The 17,482-nt window shown below is 57.6% G+C and carries 8 protein-coding genes; all 8 read left to right on the top strand.

The features are described 5' to 3' along the window. Nucleotide 1: 1 nt before the first annotated feature. The 8 genes from ACCW76_RS03050 (at nt 2) to lplT (ending at nt 17,471) form a co-directional block, all read left to right on the top strand. Nucleotides 2–3,136, top strand: a complete 3,135-nt coding sequence (locus ACCW76_RS03050) for an efflux RND transporter permease subunit (RefSeq protein ID WP_436337714.1) — start codon at nt 2–4, stop codon at nt 3,134–3,136. After that, a complete protein-coding gene (locus ACCW76_RS03045; protein WP_436337713.1) occupies nt 3,126–4,526 on the top strand; it encodes an efflux transporter outer membrane subunit in 1,401 nt (466 codons plus the stop codon). Before ACCW76_RS03050 ends, ACCW76_RS03045 begins: the two co-directional genes overlap by 11 nt. A 142-nt stretch (nt 4,527–4,668) precedes the next feature. After that, entirely contained in the window at nt 4,669–5,913 is a 1,245-nt protein-coding gene (locus ACCW76_RS03040; RefSeq protein WP_436337712.1) for an MdtA/MuxA family multidrug efflux RND transporter periplasmic adaptor subunit, read from the top strand. Then, nucleotides 5,910–9,107, top strand: a complete 3,198-nt coding sequence (locus tag ACCW76_RS03035; RefSeq protein WP_436337711.1) for an efflux RND transporter permease subunit — start codon at nt 5,910–5,912, stop codon at nt 9,105–9,107. Before ACCW76_RS03040 ends, ACCW76_RS03035 begins: the two co-directional genes overlap by 4 nt. Further along, nucleotides 9,107–12,208 (top strand): efflux RND transporter permease subunit, encoded by a 3,102-nt coding sequence (locus ACCW76_RS03030; protein WP_436337710.1) that lies wholly within the window; start codon nt 9,107–9,109, stop codon nt 12,206–12,208. The genes ACCW76_RS03035 and ACCW76_RS03030 overlap by 1 nt, the downstream gene beginning before the upstream one ends. Nucleotides 12,209–12,211: 3 nt before the next feature. Continuing rightward, nucleotides 12,212–13,606 (top strand): efflux transporter outer membrane subunit, encoded by a 1,395-nt coding sequence (locus ACCW76_RS03025; protein WP_436337709.1) that lies wholly within the window; start codon nt 12,212–12,214, stop codon nt 13,604–13,606. Nucleotides 13,607–14,133: 527 nt separating this feature from the next. Continuing rightward, nucleotides 14,134–16,284: a bifunctional acyl-ACP--phospholipid O-acyltransferase/long-chain-fatty-acid--ACP ligase gene (gene aas / locus ACCW76_RS03020; RefSeq protein ID WP_436337708.1), complete on the top strand. Its 2,151-nt coding sequence runs from the start codon at nt 14,134–14,136 to the stop codon at nt 16,282–16,284. Then, nucleotides 16,281–17,471 (top strand): lysophospholipid transporter LplT, encoded by a 1,191-nt coding sequence (gene lplT, locus ACCW76_RS03015; protein ID WP_038645081.1) that lies wholly within the window; start codon nt 16,281–16,283, stop codon nt 17,469–17,471. Before aas ends, lplT begins: the two co-directional genes overlap by 4 nt. Nucleotides 17,472–17,482: the final 11 nt, after the last annotated feature.

Genomic DNA, 17,482 nt, shown 5'->3' with positions numbered 1-17,482 from the left:
CATGTCGAAGTTTTTTATTGAACGTCCGATATTTGCCTGGGTTATCGCGATTATCGTGATGCTGGTGGGCGGGATTGCGGCCATCAGTTTGCCCGTCAATCAGTATCCCAATATCTCGCCACCAGCGGTGTCGATCTCAGTGACCTATCCGGGCGCCAGTGCCGAAACCACGCAGAACACCGTGGTGCAGGTGATTGAGCAGCAGTTGAATGGGCTGGATGGCTTGCGCTATCTGGAATCCAGCAGTGCCTCGGACGGCAGTGCGCAGATCATCGCCACCTTTAACCAGGGCATCAATCCGGATATCGCCCAGGTGCAGGTGCAGGACCGCGTCTCTCTGGCGGAATCGCAGTTGCCAACCGACGTAACCCAGCAAGGGATCCGCATCCGTAAGTACCAAAAGAACTTTATGATGGTCATCGGGCTGATCTCTAAAGACGGCAAGCTGAGCAACGGTGATCTCGCGGATATGCTGGTGTCGAAGCTGGAAGATCCGATCTCGCGTACGCCAGGCGTCGGTGACTTTATGGTGCTGGGTTCGGAATATGCCATGCGCATCTGGCTCGATCCCGCCAAATTGTACAAGTACAACCTGATGCCGAGCGATGTCACCACCGCCATTGATAATCAGAACGTGCAGGTGTCGTCCGGTTCACTCGGCGGGTTGCCGACCATTCAGGGCGCCAAAACGCAGGCTACGGTGCTGGGTAAAACCCGTTTCACCACCGTGCAGCAGTTTGAAAACGTGCTGTTGAAAGTGAACAGTGACGGTTCGCAGGTGCGTTTGAAAGACGTCGCCAGCGTGGCGCTCGGTCCGCAGAGCTACGGCATTGATGCCACCATGAATGGCAAACCAGCGGCAGGTATTGCGCTGCGCCTGGCCACCGGCGCGAACGAGTTGGATACCGCTAAAGCGGTGCGCCAGACCATTGCCGATCTGAAAGACTCGCTACCGGATAATGTTGAAATTCAGTATCCGTATGACACCTCCCCGGTGGTCAGCGCCTCGATTGAAGAAGTGGTGAAAACGCTGATCGAAGCGGTGGTGCTGGTGTTCTTCGTGATGCTGCTGTTCCTGCAAAACCTGCGCGCGACTCTGATTACCACCCTGGTGGTGCCAGTGGTGTTGCTAGGTACCTTCGGCATCCTGTCGGCCTTCGGTTACAGCATCAACACCCTGACCATGTTCGGTATGGTGCTGGCGATAGGGCTGTTGGTGGATGATGCCATCGTGGTGGTGGAGAACGTCGAGCGTGTGATGCACGAAGAACATCTCGATCCGAAAACCGCCACCATCAAGTCGATGCAGCAGATACAGGGCGCACTGTTTGGTATTGCGCTGGTGCTGTCAGCGGTGCTGCTGCCAATGGCGTTCTTCTCCGGCTCGACCGGGGTGATTTACCGCCAGTTCTCGATCACCATTGTGTCGGCGATGGCGCTGTCGGTGATCATGGCGCTGATCTTCACCCCAGCACTCTGTGCCACTCTGCTCAAACCTTCGGCGGCGGAGCACAAGACCACCGGTTTTGCTGGCTGGTTTAACCGTAAATTCGACAGCGGCGCGATGCACTATACGCGCGGCGTTAACAACGTTATTTCCCGTCGCGGCCTGTTCCTGGTGATCTACCTGGTGATCGTCGGCGTGACGGGCTTTTTGTTCACGCGTGTGCCCACCACGTTCCTGCCTGCCGAAGATCAGGGCTTGATGATGGTGCAGATGACGCTGCCGGTTAACGCCTCTTCACAGCGTACGCAGCAGGTGATCAACGATCTCAATGACTACCTGCAGAAGAATGAGGCTTCGGTGGTCACCACCACCTTTGGCGTGGCGGGCTTTAACTTTGCTGGTCGTGGTCAGAGTAACGCCATGGCGTTTGTGCGCCTGAAGGACTGGAGCGATCGTACCCATAGCGGGCAAAGCGTGCAGGATCTGGCGAACCGTGTGATGGCGCATTTTGCCAACTACAAAAACGCCAAAATCTTCGCCATGGTGCCGCCTGCGGTCATGGAATTGGGTAACGCCACCGGCTTCGATCTCTATCTGCAGGATACGGGCGCGCACACCCATCAGCAGATGATGGATGCCACGCACCAGTTAATCGATCTGGCCAACAAAAATCCGCGTCTGGCGCAGGTGCGCATGAACGGACTGGAAGATGAGCCGCAGTATCAGCTGGAGATCAATGACGAGAAGGCCAGCGCGTTGGGACTGAGCATGACTGACATCAACAACACGCTGTCAGTGGCGTGGGGTTCCAGCTATATCGATCAGTTTATGTATAACGGTCGTGTGAAAGAGGTCTACCTGATGGGTAAAGCCGATTCACGCGTGACGCCATCCGATCTCGATAAATGGTACTTCCGCAACAGCAGCGGCACCATGGTGCCCTTCTCCGCCTTCGCCAGCGGCAAATGGGTTTACGGCTCGCCACACTTCGAACGCTTTAACGGCCTGACCTCTGAAGAGATCCTCGGATCGCCTGCGGCAGGGCAGAGTACCGGTGAAGCGATGAAAGCCGTGGAACAGTTGGCGAAGCAGTTGCCAAAAGGCTTCCGCGTGCAGTGGTACGGCATTTCCTATGAAGAGCAGGCTTCCGGCAACCAGACCACGCAGCTCTATATCATCTCGATTCTGGTGGTGTTCCTGTGTCTGGCCGCGCTCTATGAGAGCTGGTCCATTCCGTTCTCGGTGATCATGGTGGTGCCGCTCGGCATTCTCGGGACCATCAGTGCCGTGCTGCTGCGAGGATTGCAAAACGACGTGTTCTTCCAGGTGGGCTTACTCACCACGGTGGGGCTGGCGGCGAAAAACGCCATTCTGATTGTGGAATTCGCCAAAGAGTTGCACGAACGGGAAGGCAAAACCCTGGTCGAGGCAGCGGTAGAAGCCGCGAGGCTGCGTATCCGACCGATTATCATGACGTCGATGGCGTTTATTCTCGGCGTGCTGCCGCTGACTATCTCTAAAGGCGCAGGCGCAGGTAGCCAGCACTCGATTGGTACGGCGGTAGCGGGCGGGATGATCACCGCCACTTTCCTCGCCATCTTCTTTGTTCCGATGTTCTACGTGGTGGTATCGCAGTTCTTCGCCCGCAAGAAAAAAGCATCCGCAGAGGTGACAACGCATGAACACTAAAACTTTCCGTATGGCGCTGCTGCCGCTGGCCATGGCGCTGTCTGGATGTACGCTGGCGCCCCATTATCAGCGCCCCGCAATGCCGGTAGACGCGAAGTACGATCAGCCCACGCCGGTGGGCAATGTGGCGGATCTGCCGTGGCAGAACTTCTTCACTGACGCCACGATGCGCAACCTGATTCAGCTGTCACTCGACAACAATCGTGACCTGCGGGTCGCGGCGCTAAATGTCGAAGAGGCGCAGCAGAGCGTCACGGTGCAGCGCGCGGCGTTAATGCCGTCAATCAATGCTACGGCCAGCCAGACCTCGGCGCATGAACCGGCCAACCTCTACAACACCAAGACCACCGGAGCGGTGACCTATCACGAGCTTAACGCCGGACTGAGCGTCACTTCGTGGGAGCTGGACTTCTTTGGTCGCTTGCAGAGCCTGCGGGATGAGGCGCAGGAAACGTATCTGTCCACCGCCGCGACCGAACGCGCCACGCGCATCTCGCTGATTTCTGAGGTGGCAACCGCCTGGCTGACCTTGAGTTCGGATAACGATCTGCTGCATCTGGCGCAAAACACCGCCAAAAGTCAGCAGGAGTCGTATCGTCTGACGCAACTCAGCTATAACGGCGGGGCCAGTAGCGATCAGGATCTGGCGCAGGCAGAGAGCACCGTGCGGGCTGCCCAGGCGGATGTGGCAAGCTATACGCGTCAGGTACGTCAGGATGTGGATGCGCTGCGCTTGCTGGTGGGCACCGATCTGCCCGCCACCTTGCTGTCCCACGCGACGCTGGACGCCAACTGGCAGTTCCCGGCCACGCCGGCGGGCTTGCCATCTGATCTGCTGACGCGTCGTCCGGACATTATGGCGGCGGAACATAGCCTGAAAGCGGCGAATGCCAACATTGGCGCAGCGCGCGCGGCGTTCTTCCCGAGCATCACGCTGACGGCCTCTGGCGGCTCAACCAGCAACTCGCTCGGCAGTTTGCTGGGCGGCGGCACCGGTGCCTGGTCGTTCGTGCCATCGATAAATCTCCCCATCTTTGACGGCGGCAAAAACGAGGCTAATCTCAACATCGCGCACATTGAGAAACGCATTGAAATTGCAGACTATGAGAAGGCGATTCAAACCGCCTTCAAAGAGGTCAATGATGCGCTGGCCGGTCAGGATACCTGGCAGGATCAGCTGACAGCGCTGCAACAGGAGGTCGGCGCCAACCAGCGCGATTACGACTATTCCGAAATGCGCTTTAAGCAAGGCGTAGACAATTATCTCAATGTATTAGTGGCCCAGCGATCGCTTTACAGTTCGCAGCAGTCGTTAATCAGTGCGCATCTGGGCCAGTTGAGCGAGAAAATCACCTTGTATAAGGCGTTGGGAGGCGGCTGGAAGGCCTGAGTGCCTTAACGTTACCCTTACGGTTTCTCCATGGAAATTCCATGGCACTTCAGCTGATAATACAAGCAGTGATGATTTCTTTTGAAATAATCCCCTGACATTGCAGGGGATTTTCCATTTTCCTGTTTATCTGAAGAGTCCGATGACAATTAATTCCCCTCGCAGATCGCGTTTCCACTGGCTGAAATGGCTACTCATTTTACTTGTTGTGTTGATCGTGGCTGGCGTGATTTGGCGCGTAGTGGGCGGACACGGCGGTGCGCCGGGTGGCATGCCGCCAGGGGGAGGAAAGGGTGGTCATCGCGGGGGCGCAGGCGGCCCGCCGGGTATGGCGATGATGGGCGGCGGTGCCACGCTGGTGCATAGCGGTGTGGCCACCACGGCCAATGTGCCGGTGTATCTCAATGCGCTGGGCACGGTGATCCCGAATGCCAGCGTCACCGTCACCAGCCGTGTGGCGGGTCAACTGGAAAAAGTCTTCTTTACCGAAGGGCAAAAAGTCGAGGCCGGACAACTGCTGGCGCAGATCGATCCGCGCAGCTATCAGGCGACACTGGCGCAGTATCAGGGCGATCTCAATCAAAACCAGGCGTTACTGAAAAGCGCTGAGCTGACATTGGCTCGCTATAAAAAGCTGGCGGCCCAGGACTCGTTGTCACGCCAGGATCTCGACACGCAAACGGCCACTGTTGGGCAGTACAAAGGCGCAGTGGCAGCCGATCAGGCGCAGATCGCCAGTGCAAAGCTGGATATTGAGTACGCGCGCATCACCTCGCCAGTCAGCGGCCGTGTTGGCCTGCGTTTGGTTGATCCGGGCAATATGGTGCAAACCACCGATACCACCGGCATTGTGGTGGTGACGCAGATGCAGCCCGCAGCCGTGACCTTCAGCGTCCCGCAAAGCAATATCGCGCAACTCACCAAAGCGCTGCACAATGGGCAGAGTTTGCCCGCAGTGGCTTTTGATCAGGACAACAGCACCCAGCTGGCTCAAGGCAGCGTGCAGTTCATCAGCAACCAGATCGATACCAGCACTGGCACCATTGAGCTGAAAGCCACTTTCCCGAATGAAGATGAATCGCTGTTTGCTAATCAGTTCGTCAACCTGCGTCTGCAAACCAACATCCTGAATAACGCCACGGTGATCCCGGCGCAGGCGCTGCAACTGAGCAGCGACGGCAGCTTTGTGTTTGTCATCAATAAAGACAACACCGTGACGCGCAAAGCCGTGACCACTGGCCCGGCGTTTGGCGAAGATCAGCAGTCGATTCTGAAAGGCGTTGAGCCGGGCGATCGTCTGGTTACCGAAGGCATTGATCGCCTGACCAACGGCAGTAAAGTCTCTCTGGCCGATGACAGCATAACTGCCACAGCGGCCAAAAAATGAATCCGTCTCGTCTGTTTATCCAGCGTCCCGTCGCCACCATCCTGCTGATGGTCGGCGTACTGATTTCCGGGATCTTTGCCTATAAGTTCCTCTCCACCTCGGCGCTGCCGCAGGTGGATTACCCGACCATTCAGGTCACCACCTTGTATCCTGGCGCCAGTCCGGATGTGATGGCGTCGTCCGTTACCTCGCCGCTGGAGCGCCAACTCGGGCAGATGGCGGGTCTGAGCCAGATGACGTCAACCAGTTCGGGTGGTTCCTCGATCATCACTCTGAAGTTCAGCCTCGATCTGTCGCTGGATGTCGCCGAGCAGGAAGTGCAGGCGGCGATCAATGCCGCCAACAACCTGCTGCCGAGCGATCTGCCCAATCCGCCGACCTATAAAAAGGTCAACCCGGCAGATACGGCGGTGATTACGCTGGCGGCCAGCTCGGATAACCTGCCGCTGACCCAGGTGCAGGATCTGGTGAACACCCGCGTGGCGCTGAAGCTGTCGCAGATAAACGGCGTCGGTATGGTGACGCTGGCGGGCGGCCATCAACCGGCAATCCGCGTGCAGATGGACCCGAAAGCGCTGGCGGCACATAAGCTGTCGCTGGAAGACGTCAATACGTTGATCAGTAACAGCAACGTCAATGGCTCAAAGGGCGGCTTCGACGGCAAATATCACTCGGTGACCATCGACGCCAACGATCAGCTGCGCACCGCCGATGAGTACGGCAATCTGATCATCACCTATCAGAACGGTGCTGCACTGCGCCTGAAAGATATCGCGCATATTGAACAGGGGCCGGAGAACAGCTTCCAGTCAGCGTGGGCCAATAACAGTCCGGCAATTGTAATCAGCGTGCAGCGCCAGCCGGGTGCCAACGTGATTCAGGTGGTAGACAGCATTAAAGCGCAACTGCCAACCTTGCAGGCCGCGCTGCCCGATGGCGTGAAGATGAGCATCTTGTCTGATCGCACCCAAACCATTCGTGCTTCCATCAGCGACGTACAATTTGAGCTGATGCTGTCGGTGGCGCTGGTGGTGATGGTGACCTTCCTGTTCCTGCGCAATGTGGCGGCGACGTTGATCCCGAGCGTGGCGGTGCCTCTGTCACTGATTGGCACTTTCGGCGTGATGTACCTGGCCGATTTCAGTCTGAACAACCTGTCACTGATGGCGCTGACTATCGCCACTGGCTTCGTGATTGACGATGCGATTGTGGTGGTGGAGAACATCTCTCGTCGGCTGGAAGAGGGCGAAACGCCGATGCAGGCGGCGCTGAAAGGCTCGCAGCAGATTGGCTTCACCATCATCTCACTGACCTTCTCGCTGATTGCGGTGTTGATCCCGCTGCTGTTTATGGGCGATGTGGTGGGGCGCTTGTTCCGCGAATTTGCCATCACACTGGCGGTGTCGATTCTGGTGTCGATGGTGGTGTCACTGACGCTAACGCCAATGCTGTGCGCTTACCTGTTGCAGCATATCCCGGAAGAGAAGCAGTCGCGCTTCTCGCGTAAGGGTGGGCAAATTTTCGATAAGCTGGTGCGCGGCTATGACCGTCTTCTGACCGTGGTGCTGAACCATCAGAAGTTGACGCTGCTGGTGGCGCTGGCAACCTTTGCGCTGACGGCGCTGCTGTATATCGCCATCCCGAAAGGCTTCTTCCCGACGCAGGATACCGGTCTGATTCAGGGCGTCACCGTGGCGTCGCAGGATGTGTCGTTTAGCGAGATGTCGAAGCGTCAGCAGGCGCTGGCAAAAGTGATTCTGCAGAACCCGTCAGTGGACAGCCTCTCTTCGACCATCGGCATCGACGGCAGCAACACCAGCCTCAACAGCGGTCGCATCCAGATTAACCTCAAGTCATTTGATGAGCGTGATGATAAAGCCGATGTGGTGATCAAGCAGCTGCAACAGGCGGCACAACAGGTGGCGGGCATTCAGCTCTACCTGCAACCGGCGCAGGATTTGACGGTCAACGATCAGGTCACGCCGAGCCAGTATCAATTTACCCTCGACGATGCTGACAGTGAAAATCTGGTGAGCTGGACGCCGAAGATGGTGGCGGCCCTGCAGCAGCGTCCGGAATTTAACGGCGTGGTCAGCAATCTGCAGGATCAGGGCCGTGTTGCTTACGTCGAGCTAAACCGCGACAAAGCGGCGCGTTACGGCATCACCGCTTCGGATGTGGATACCGCGCTTTACAACAGTTTCGGTCAGCGTCTGGTTTCCACCATTTTTACCCAGGCCAATCAATATCGCGTGGTGCTGGAAGTGGCGCCGCAGTATCAGCAGTCGCCAGCGTCGTTTGATGATGTCTACTTGCCGGTGAGCAGTAGTTCAGGTACCTCAACCAGCAGCAGTTCGGGCACCACATCCAGCAACAGTTCGGGCAGCAGCTCAACCACCAGTACCGATAGCGACACCACCACCGGGATGGTGAAACTGACCTCGATCGCCACTATCCATCAGCGTACCGGTTCACTGATGCATATGCGTCTGAATCAGTTCCCGGCGGTGATGGTGTCGTTCAACCTCAACAGCGGCTACTCGCTGGAAGATGGGCAGAAAGCGATTGCGGAAGTGACACAGCAGTTGAATCTGCCGTCCAGCATTACGCTGCGCTATCAGGGGGAAACCTCGGCCTTCCAGAGCGCCACTGGCAACACGCTGTGGCTGATTCTGGCCGCGCTGATCACCATGTATGTGGTGTTGGGCATCCTGTATGAGAGCTTTATTCATCCGGTGACCATTCTCTCGACGCTGCCATCAGCGGCGGTGGGCGCACTGTTGACGCTGTTGCTGGCGGGCAGTGAATTCAGTTTGATCGCCCTGATCGGGGTGATCCTGCTGATCGGCATCGTGAAAAAGAATGCAATTATGATGATCGACTTCGCGCTGGAAGCCGAAAACAAGCAGGGCATGAGTGCGCGTGATGCGATTCATCAGGCTTGTCTGCTGCGCTTCCGTCCGATCCTGATGACCACCATGGCGGCACTGCTCGGTGCACTGCCGCTGATGCTGGCCTCAGGATCCGGTGCCGAACTGCGTCAACCACTTGGTCTGGTGATTGTCGGTGGTTTGATTGTCAGTCAGGTGCTGACGCTGTTCTCTACGCCGGTGATTTATCTGTGGTTCGATGGCATCGCGCAGCGCGGCAAGCGCTATATGCAGCGTAAACAGCAGCAGGCGCGGAGCGAGTAATGAACCTCACCAGACTCTTTATCTTTCGCCCGGTCACCACGTTGCTATTAACGTTGTCGATCATGCTGTTGGGTCTGCTGGGTTATCGGCTGTTGCCGGTGGCCCCGCTGCCGCAGGTGGATTTCCCGACCATTATGGTCAGCGCCAGCTTAGCCGGTGCCAGCCCGGAAACCATGGCGGCCACGGTGGCTACACCGCTGGAGCGTTCGCTCGGACAGATCGCGGGCGTCACCGAGATGACCTCGACCAGCTCGCAGGGCTCCACCAGCGTGATTTTGCAGTTTGATCTCGACCGCGATATCAACGGTGCGGCGCGTGATGTGCAGGCGGCGATCAATGCCGCACGCAGTCTGCTGCCGAGCGCCATGGAATCGCTGCCGACCTATCGCAAAGCCAACCCGTCCGATGCGCCGATTGTGATGCTGGCGCTGACCTCTGCCACGCGCACGCCAGGTGAACTCTACGACCTGGCGGAAAGTAAAATCGAGCAGGCGATGGGGCAGGTCAAGGGCGTAGGTGAAGTGTCGCTGATGGGAAGTGCGTTGCCCGCCGTGCGTATCGATCTGCAACCGCTCAAGCTGGCGCAATACGGCATCTCGCTGGACACGGTGCGGGAAGCCATCGCCAACAGCACCACCAACAAACCCAAGGGCATTCTGCAAGGTAGCCAGCAATCATGGGTAGTGGACAGCAATGGTCAGTTGGATAAAGCGGCGCAGTATCAGGATCTGATCGTCAGTTATAAAGACGGTAAAGCGGTACGTCTGCACGATGTCGCCACCGTGTACGATTCGGTGGAAGATCAGTATCAGGCTGGTTTCCTCAATTCGCAGCCGTCAGTCATGGTGGGCATTAAGCGCCAGGCCGGTGCCAACATGCTCGACACCATTGATGCCATCAAGGCGCAGTTGCCCGCGCTGGAAAAAGATCTGCCTGCGGATACCCAACTGAAAGTGGTGGTGGACCGTTCACCGACGGTGCGTGAATCCCTGTACGACACCGAAGAAACGCTGCTGATCGCCATGCTATTGGTGATAGCCGTGGTGTTTGTGTTCCTGCGCAACGTGCAGGCGGTGGTGATCCCGGCGCTGGCGTTGCCGGTGTCGTTGATTGGTACCTGTGCGGTGATGTATCTGCTGGGCTACAGCCTCGATAACCTGTCGCTGATGGCACTGATCATCGCCACCGGCTTTGTGGTCGATGATGCCATCGTGGTGCTTGAAAACATCACCCGCCATATCGAAGAAGGTTTGAGTCCGCTGCGTGCGGCGCTAAAAGGCGCGCAGGAAGTGAGTTTCACCGTGCTGTCGATGACCATGTCGCTGGTGGCGGTGTTTATCCCAATCCTGCTGATGGGCAGTATTGTCGGGCGTCTGTTCCGCGAGTTTGCCGTGACGCTTACCGTGTCGCTGCTGATTTCGATGTTTGTTTCACTCAGCCTGACGCCGATGCTGTGCGCGCGCCTGCTGAAGCCGAAACCGAAAGTCAGCAAGCGCCCCCATCCGCTGTATCAGTTTATTGAAAATCAGCTGAATGGCTTGCTGGCGGCCTATTCGCGTGGCCTGGCGTGGGTGATGGCGCACCAGAAGATCACCATGTTCAGCCTGGTGCTAACGGTGTTACTGAACCTGTTCTTGTTCACCGTGGTGCAGAAGGGGTTCTTCCCCAATCAGGACACCGGGCTGTTGATGGGCGCACTGCGTGCCGATCAAAACATCTCGTTCCAGGCGATGAAACCGAAGATGCTGGAGTTCACTAAAATCATCCAGTCCGATCCGGCGGTGGACAGCGTGATGTCGTCGATGGGCAGCGGAATGTTTGGCTCGCGCAACAGCGCCAACTTCTTTGTGCGTCTTAAAGACTTTAGCGATCGCGATGCCACGGCCACCGAGGTCGCCAACCGGCTGAGCCTGAAGACCAGCCATATCGCCGGGGCGCAGATGTTCCTAATGGCGGCGCAGGATCTGCATATCGGTGGGCGCAGTGCTAACGCCACTTATCAATACAGCCTGCAGGCGGACGATCTGGATCTGCTGCGAGAGTGGACGCCGAAAGTACAGGCCGCGCTGGCGGCGATCCCGCAGCTCAACAGCGTGGACTCTGATTCGCAAACCGGCGGCCAGGAAGTGGTGATCAATATCGATCGCGATCGTGCGCAACGGCTGGGCGTTAACGTGCAGATGCTGGATACCATGCTGAATAATGCCTTCAGCCAGCGGCAGGTCGCCACGCTCTATCACACGTTGAATCAGTATCATGTGGTGATGTCATTGCAGGACAGCTACACGCGCGATCCGGAAATTCTGAAAGAGCTGTATGTGATTAACGATAGCGGCGACCGTGTGCCGCTCTCCGCTTTCGCCAGCTTCAAGGGCGGTAATGCACCGCTCTCCGTGGCGCATCAGGGGCAATCGGCCACCAGCACCGTGGCCTTTAACCTGAATGATGGCGTGTCACTGGAGCAGGCGCAGGCGCTGATTAAGCAGGCAATGGCGCAGCTCGGCCTGCCGTCCACCATCCAGGCCGGTTTTGCTGGCACCGCAGCCGCCTTTGCGCAGCTGACCGCCACCATGCCGTGGCTGATTATTGCGGCACTGGCGGCGGTGTATATCGTGCTCGGCGTGCTGTATGAGAGTTATATCCATCCCATCACCATCCTCTCTACGCTGCCTTCTGCGGGGGTTGGCGCGCTACTCCTGCTATTGCTCACTAATACGCAACTGACGGTGATTGCCCTGATCGGCATCATTTTGCTGATCGGCATCGTGAAGAAGAACGCCATCATGATGATCGATTTTGCGATTCACGCCGAGCGCACGCAGGGCATGTCGCCGAAGCAGGCGATCACGCAGGCCTGTTTGATGCGCTTCCGTCCCATCATGATGACCACGCTGGCCGCCTTCTTTGGTGCTTTGCCGCTGGCATTGGGCAGCGGCGGCGATGCGGATTTACGCAGTCCGCTCGGCATCGCGATTGCCGGTGGTTTGGCGCTGAGCCAGCTGTTAACCCTGTTTACCACGCCGGTTGTTTATCTCTGGCTTGATAGTTTGAGTCGCGCCACTAAACGTCAGTGGCAGCGGTTGCGTCATGTGGAATCCTGATCGATGAAAAATGTTCTGAAATTTACCCCGATGGTGATGGCACTGTTGCTGGCGGGCTGCGCGGTGGGTCCTGATTATCAGCGCCCGACCATGGCGATGCCGACGCATTTTAAAGAAGCCAAAGGCTGGCAGCAGGCCACGCCGCAGGATGCAGAGAGCAAAGGCGACTGGTGGTTGGTGTATCACGACGCCACGCTGGATAGCCTGTTGCGTCAGGTGAGCATCTCCAACCAGAACGTGGCGAGCTATGCCGCGCAGTACCGTGAAGCGCAGGCGCTGACCTCACAATCTCGCGCGGCGTTATTCCCTTCGGTGAGCTACGACGCCAGCAGCACGCGCAGCGGCAGTCGGGCCAGCACCACCGGCCAGCGCAGCGTCAGCAATGCGCATGCCGCCGATCTCAGCGCCAGCTGGGAGCTGGATTTGTGGGGCAAACTGCGCCGCACACTGGAAGAGAACAAAGCCAGTGCGCAGGCGAGTAAGGCCGAGTTGGCGAATATCACGCTGAGTGCGCAGTCAGAGCTGGCACAGGATTACTTCCAGCTGCGCATCCTCGACGAGAAGATTGCCCTGTATCAGCGCAGTATCGATGCCTATCAGCGTTATCTGACGGTGATACAGAACAAGTACTCGGCGGGCAGCGAATCCCGCGCCACCCTGGCACAGGCGCAGATGCAGCTGGAGAGCGCACGCGCCTCGGCACAGGATTATCAGTGGCAGCGTGCCCAATCGGAACACGCCATTGCGCTGTTGCTGGGCCGTGCGCCGGCTGATTTCTCGCTGCCAGTGGCGAAGCTGGAGGCTAAGTTACCAGCCATCCCTCATAGCCTGCCTTCTGCGCTGTTGCAGCGTCGTCCGGATATTGCCTATGCCGAGCGTAATGTGGCAGCAGCCAATGCGGCGGTGGGTGTCGCCATCGCCGGTTACTATCCAGATTTGACCCTGAGCGCCAGCGGCGGCGTGAGTTCGTCGGCCATTAATAGCCTGTTCTCACTACCCAATCGCGTCTGGTCATTAGGGCCGGAGTTGAGCGGTACGCTGCTGGACTTCGGTGCGACCTCGGCCAAAGTGGAACAGGCACGCGCCGCCTATGACGCCAGCGTGGCGGATTATCGCCAGTCGGTGCTGACGGCGATGGGGGAAGTGGAAGATTATCTGGTGCAGCTGAATACGCTGCAGGGCGAAATTGCTTCACAGCAGCTGGCGACCAGTGCCGCGCAGGAGTCAGCCCGCGTGACGCGTAATCAGTATGATGCCGGGATGATTGATTACCTTGATGTGGCGACCACGGAAAACAGCAGTTTGAGTGAGCAGCAGAGTTTACTGTCACTGCAGAGCACGCAGTGGGTAAGCAGCGTTGAGCTGATTGCCGCGCTGGGCGGGGGTTGGCAGGGGTAAGTGTTATTCGTTCTGGCAGGGATGAGTTTTAGCAGCATAGATGAGGGTTGTTTTGCAGTTTAGAGCAGCTAAGTATGAGGCTGTTGATTCTGTTGTGGGCTTTTTGGGTGCGGAGTGGTGGGCTATAGCGCCTCTGTTCAGTGGACTGCCCGGCCACCGCAGAGGGGCTTTGGCCTCAAGCATCGTGCCCTTTTTGAACCAAACACCGAGCATATGCACGATCAGGTTCCCTTCTACCTAAACTCACATAAGCCAATGTGCAGCCTGTTCTCTTTGGCAAAGCGACTCCAGACTGCGCTATCACCGTTTTCTCATCACAACCTGCGCTATCACCTTTACGGCAGTGCAACCCTGATGGCATTAGCACTGAGCAGCATTTCACAATCATCAGCACCCCAACGGTAAATTTTTGCAGGCCAGGCACCACACCCACCTCAATTCCTCACCATAAATCACCGCAGCACTTGTCGAAAATCGCCAGATATTGCAAGGTAAGCGCCATATTTTACCGCTGCTAAGGAGCTGGCATGCTTTTCACTGTTCTGCGTTTCCTGTTTCGCCTGTTATGGCGGGTGGAACTGCGTGGCGATCTCACCGCACTGCACAAAGAAAAAGTGCTGATCACCCCTAACCATATGTCTTTCCTTGATGGCATTTTGGTGGCGCTGTTTTTGCCGATTAAACCGGTGTTCGCCGTCTATTCCTCGATCAGCGATCAATGGTTTATGCGGCTCCTCAAACCGATTATCGACTTCGTGCCACTCGATCCCACTAAACCGATGTCGATCAAACATCTGGTGCGCATGATCAATGAAGGTCGTCCGGTGGTGATCTTCCCGGAAGGGCGCATCACGGTGACGGGATCGCTGATGAAAATCTACAGCGGAGCGGGCTTTGTCGCGGCGAAATCGGGTGCGACCGTGGTCCCGATGCGCATTGAAGGCGCGGAGTACACGCCGTTTGGCAGACTGGCAGGGATATTTAAGCGTCGCCTGTTCCCGCGCATCACTTTAAGCGTGCTGCCCGCCACCGTCATCCCGATGCCGGAAGCCAAACGCGCGCGCGATCGTCGCGTCTTAGCGGGTGAGCACTTACATCATGTGATGATGGAAGCACGTATGGCGGTACGTCCGCGCGAAACCTTGTTCGAAGCCTTTCTCAATGCGCGCCAGCGTTATGGTCTGGCGAAACCCTGCATTGAAGATATCAACTTCAAACCGGACAGCTACACCGGGCTGCTGAAAAAATCGCTGGGCGTGGGGCGTATTCTTGAGCGCTACAGCCAGCAGGGTGAATACGTTGGCCTGCTGCTGCCGAATGCCACGGTCACGGCGGCGGCGATCCTCGGGGCATCACTGCGCGGGCGTATCCCGGCGATGCTCAATTACACCGCGGGCGTCAACGGCATGCGCGCGGCGCTCACTGCTTCGCAGGTCAAAACCGTCTTCACTTCGCGCCAGTTCCTGGAGAAGGGCAACCTGGGACATCTGCCGCAGGGCTTAACCGAAGTCCAGTGGATCTACCTCGAAGACCTCAAAGACACCGTTACCCTGAAAGACAAGCTGTGGATTCTGGCTCACCTGCTGACGCCGCGTCGTGCGCAGGTTCCGCAGCAGCCGGAAGAGGCGGCCATGGTGCTGTTCACCTCGGGTTCCGAAGGCAACCCCAAAGGCGTGGTGCACTCACATAAAAGCCTGTTAGCTAACGTCGAGCAAATTCGTACTGTGGCGGATTTCACCCCGCGCGATCGCTTTATGTCGGCGCTGCCGCTGTTCCATGCTTTCGGCCTTACGGTGGGCTTGTTTACGCCGCTGCTCACCGGCGCGCAGGTGTTCCTTTATCCGAGCCCGCTGCATTACCGCATCGTGCCGGAACTGGTGTATGACCGTAACTGCACCGTGCTGTTTGGCACCTCAACCTTCCTCGGTAACTACGCGCGCTTTGCCAATCCGTATGATTTTGCACGCCTGCGCTATGTGGTGGCGGGTGCAGAGAAGTTGCAGGAAGGCACGCGTCAAATTTACGCCGAGAAATACGGCATCCGCATTCTCGAAGGCTACGGCGTCACCGAGTGTGCGCCAGTGGTGGCGATCAACGTGCCGATGGCGGCGAAACCTCACACCGTGGGTCGTATTCTGCCCGGCATGGATTCACGTTTGATCTCCGTGCCAGGTATCGAGCAGGGCGGTCGTCTGCAACTGCGTGGTCCGAATGTGATGAACGGTTACCTGCGCGTGGAAAATCCGGGTGTCTTAGAGAAGCCCGTAGCGGACAACGGCGAAGGCGAGATGGAAGCCGGTTGGTATGATACCGGCGACATTGTTAGCTTCGATGAAGGTGGCTTCTGCCAGATTCAAGGCCGTGCCAAACGCTTCGCCAAAATCGCCGGTGAGATGGTGTCACTGGAAAGCGTCGAGCAGATCGCGCTGAAAGCCTCGGGTGAGAAGCAACATGCCGCCTCGCTGCGTCCTGATGGTCATCGCGGTGAAGCCTTAGTGCTGTTCACTACCGACAGCGCGCTGAACCGCGAGCAACTGCTTAAAGCCGCGCGTGATATCGGCGCACCAGAACTGGCGGTGCCGCGTGACATTCGCTTTATGAAACAGCTGCCGCAACTGGGTAGCGGTAAACCAGATTACGTCAGCCTGAAACAGCTGGCCGAAGAGGAGCAGGCATGAGTCAGGCGGTTAATCCCGATTCACCGTTACTGTCACGCAATATGATGGCGGTGATCGTGGCGCAGTTTTTTTCCGCGTTTGGCGACAACGCGCTCCTGTTTGCCACGCTGGCGGTGCTGAAAAGTCAGCTCTATCCTGACTGGAGCCAGCCGATTCTGCAGATGATGTTTGTGGCCACTTACATTCTTCTGGCACCGTTTGTCGGGCAGATGGCTGACAGCTTTGCCAAAGGCCGGGTGATGATGTTTGCCAATAGCCTCAAGCTACTGGGTGCGCTGATTATCTGCTTCGGCTTCAATCCATTCCTCGGCTACACGCTGGTGGGCATTGGTGCGGCATCCTACTCGCCGGCGAAATACGGCATCCTGACGGAAATTACACGCGGTGAAAGGCTGGTCAAAGCCAACGGCTTGATGGAGTCATCGACGATTGCTGCCATTCTGCTGGGTTCGGTGGCGGGCGGTATTCTGGCTGACTGGAATCTGCTGGCCGCGCTGGTTGTGTGTGCACTCACTTACGCGCTGGCGGTGGTGGCGAATATCTTTATCCCTAAACTTATGGCGGCACGCCCGGGCCAGAGTTGGCAGTTTGGTGCCATGTTCCGCAGTTTCAGGGACTCTGCGCTGTTGCTGTGGCGTAACGGCGAGACGCGTTTTTCCCTGCTCGGCACCAGCATGTTTTGGGGGGCGGGGGTAACGCTGCGTTTCCTGCTGGTGTTGTGGGTGCCCGTCGCGCTGGGTATCACTGACAATAAAACGCCGACCACGTTAAATGCCATGGTGGCGATTGGGATTGTGATTGGCGCCGCCGCAGCGGCGAAACTGGTGACGCTACAAACCGTGCGCCGTTGCATGCCCGCCGGGATATTGATTGGCGTAATGGTGGTGGTGTTCTCACTGCAAACCAGCTTGCTGAATGCCTATCTGGTGCTGATGGTGATTGGTGCGCTGGGAGGCTTCTTTGTGGTGCCACTCAATGCGCTGCTGCAGGAACGCGGCAAAGAGTCGGTGGGCGCAGGTAACGCGATTGCGGTGCAAAACTTCGGTGAAAACATCGCGATGTTGGTGATGCTGGCGCTGTACACCATCGCGGTGAAGTTGGGTGCACCCGCGGTGGCAACCGGTATTGGGTTCGGTGGGATTTTTGCTGTGGCGATTGCGGTGCTGTGGTGGAAATCGCGCCGTTAAGGCGGTGCGTA

It is taken from the genome of Pantoea sp. C8B4 (genome assembly GCF_051336905.1).
GTDB lineage: Bacteria > Pseudomonadota > Gammaproteobacteria > Enterobacterales > Enterobacteriaceae > Pantoea > Pantoea rwandensis_B.
Note: the sequence above shows the minus strand (reverse complement) of the source record. Positions and strands in the feature narration are given on the sequence as shown.

Bases quoted from the DNA above. Each gene is read 5' to 3' on its own strand.
- ACCW76_RS03050 (WP_436337714.1), top strand. From the start codon at position 2: ATGTCGAAGTTTTTTATTGAACGTCCGATATTTGCCTGGGTTATCGCG.
- ACCW76_RS03045 (WP_436337713.1), top strand. From the start codon at position 3,126: ATGAACACTAAAACTTTCCGTATGGCGCTGCTGCCGCTGGCCATGGCG.
- ACCW76_RS03040 (WP_436337712.1), top strand. From the start codon at position 4,669: ATGACAATTAATTCCCCTCGCAGATCGCGTTTCCACTGGCTGAAATGG.
- ACCW76_RS03035 (WP_436337711.1), top strand. From the start codon at position 5,910: ATGAATCCGTCTCGTCTGTTTATCCAGCGTCCCGTCGCCACCATCCTG.
- ACCW76_RS03030 (WP_436337710.1), top strand. From the start codon at position 9,107: ATGAACCTCACCAGACTCTTTATCTTTCGCCCGGTCACCACGTTGCTA.
- ACCW76_RS03025 (WP_436337709.1), top strand. From the start codon at position 12,212: ATGAAAAATGTTCTGAAATTTACCCCGATGGTGATGGCACTGTTGCTG.
- aas (WP_436337708.1), top strand. From the start codon at position 14,134: ATGCTTTTCACTGTTCTGCGTTTCCTGTTTCGCCTGTTATGGCGGGTG.
- lplT (WP_038645081.1), top strand. From the start codon at position 16,281: ATGAGTCAGGCGGTTAATCCCGATTCACCGTTACTGTCACGCAATATG.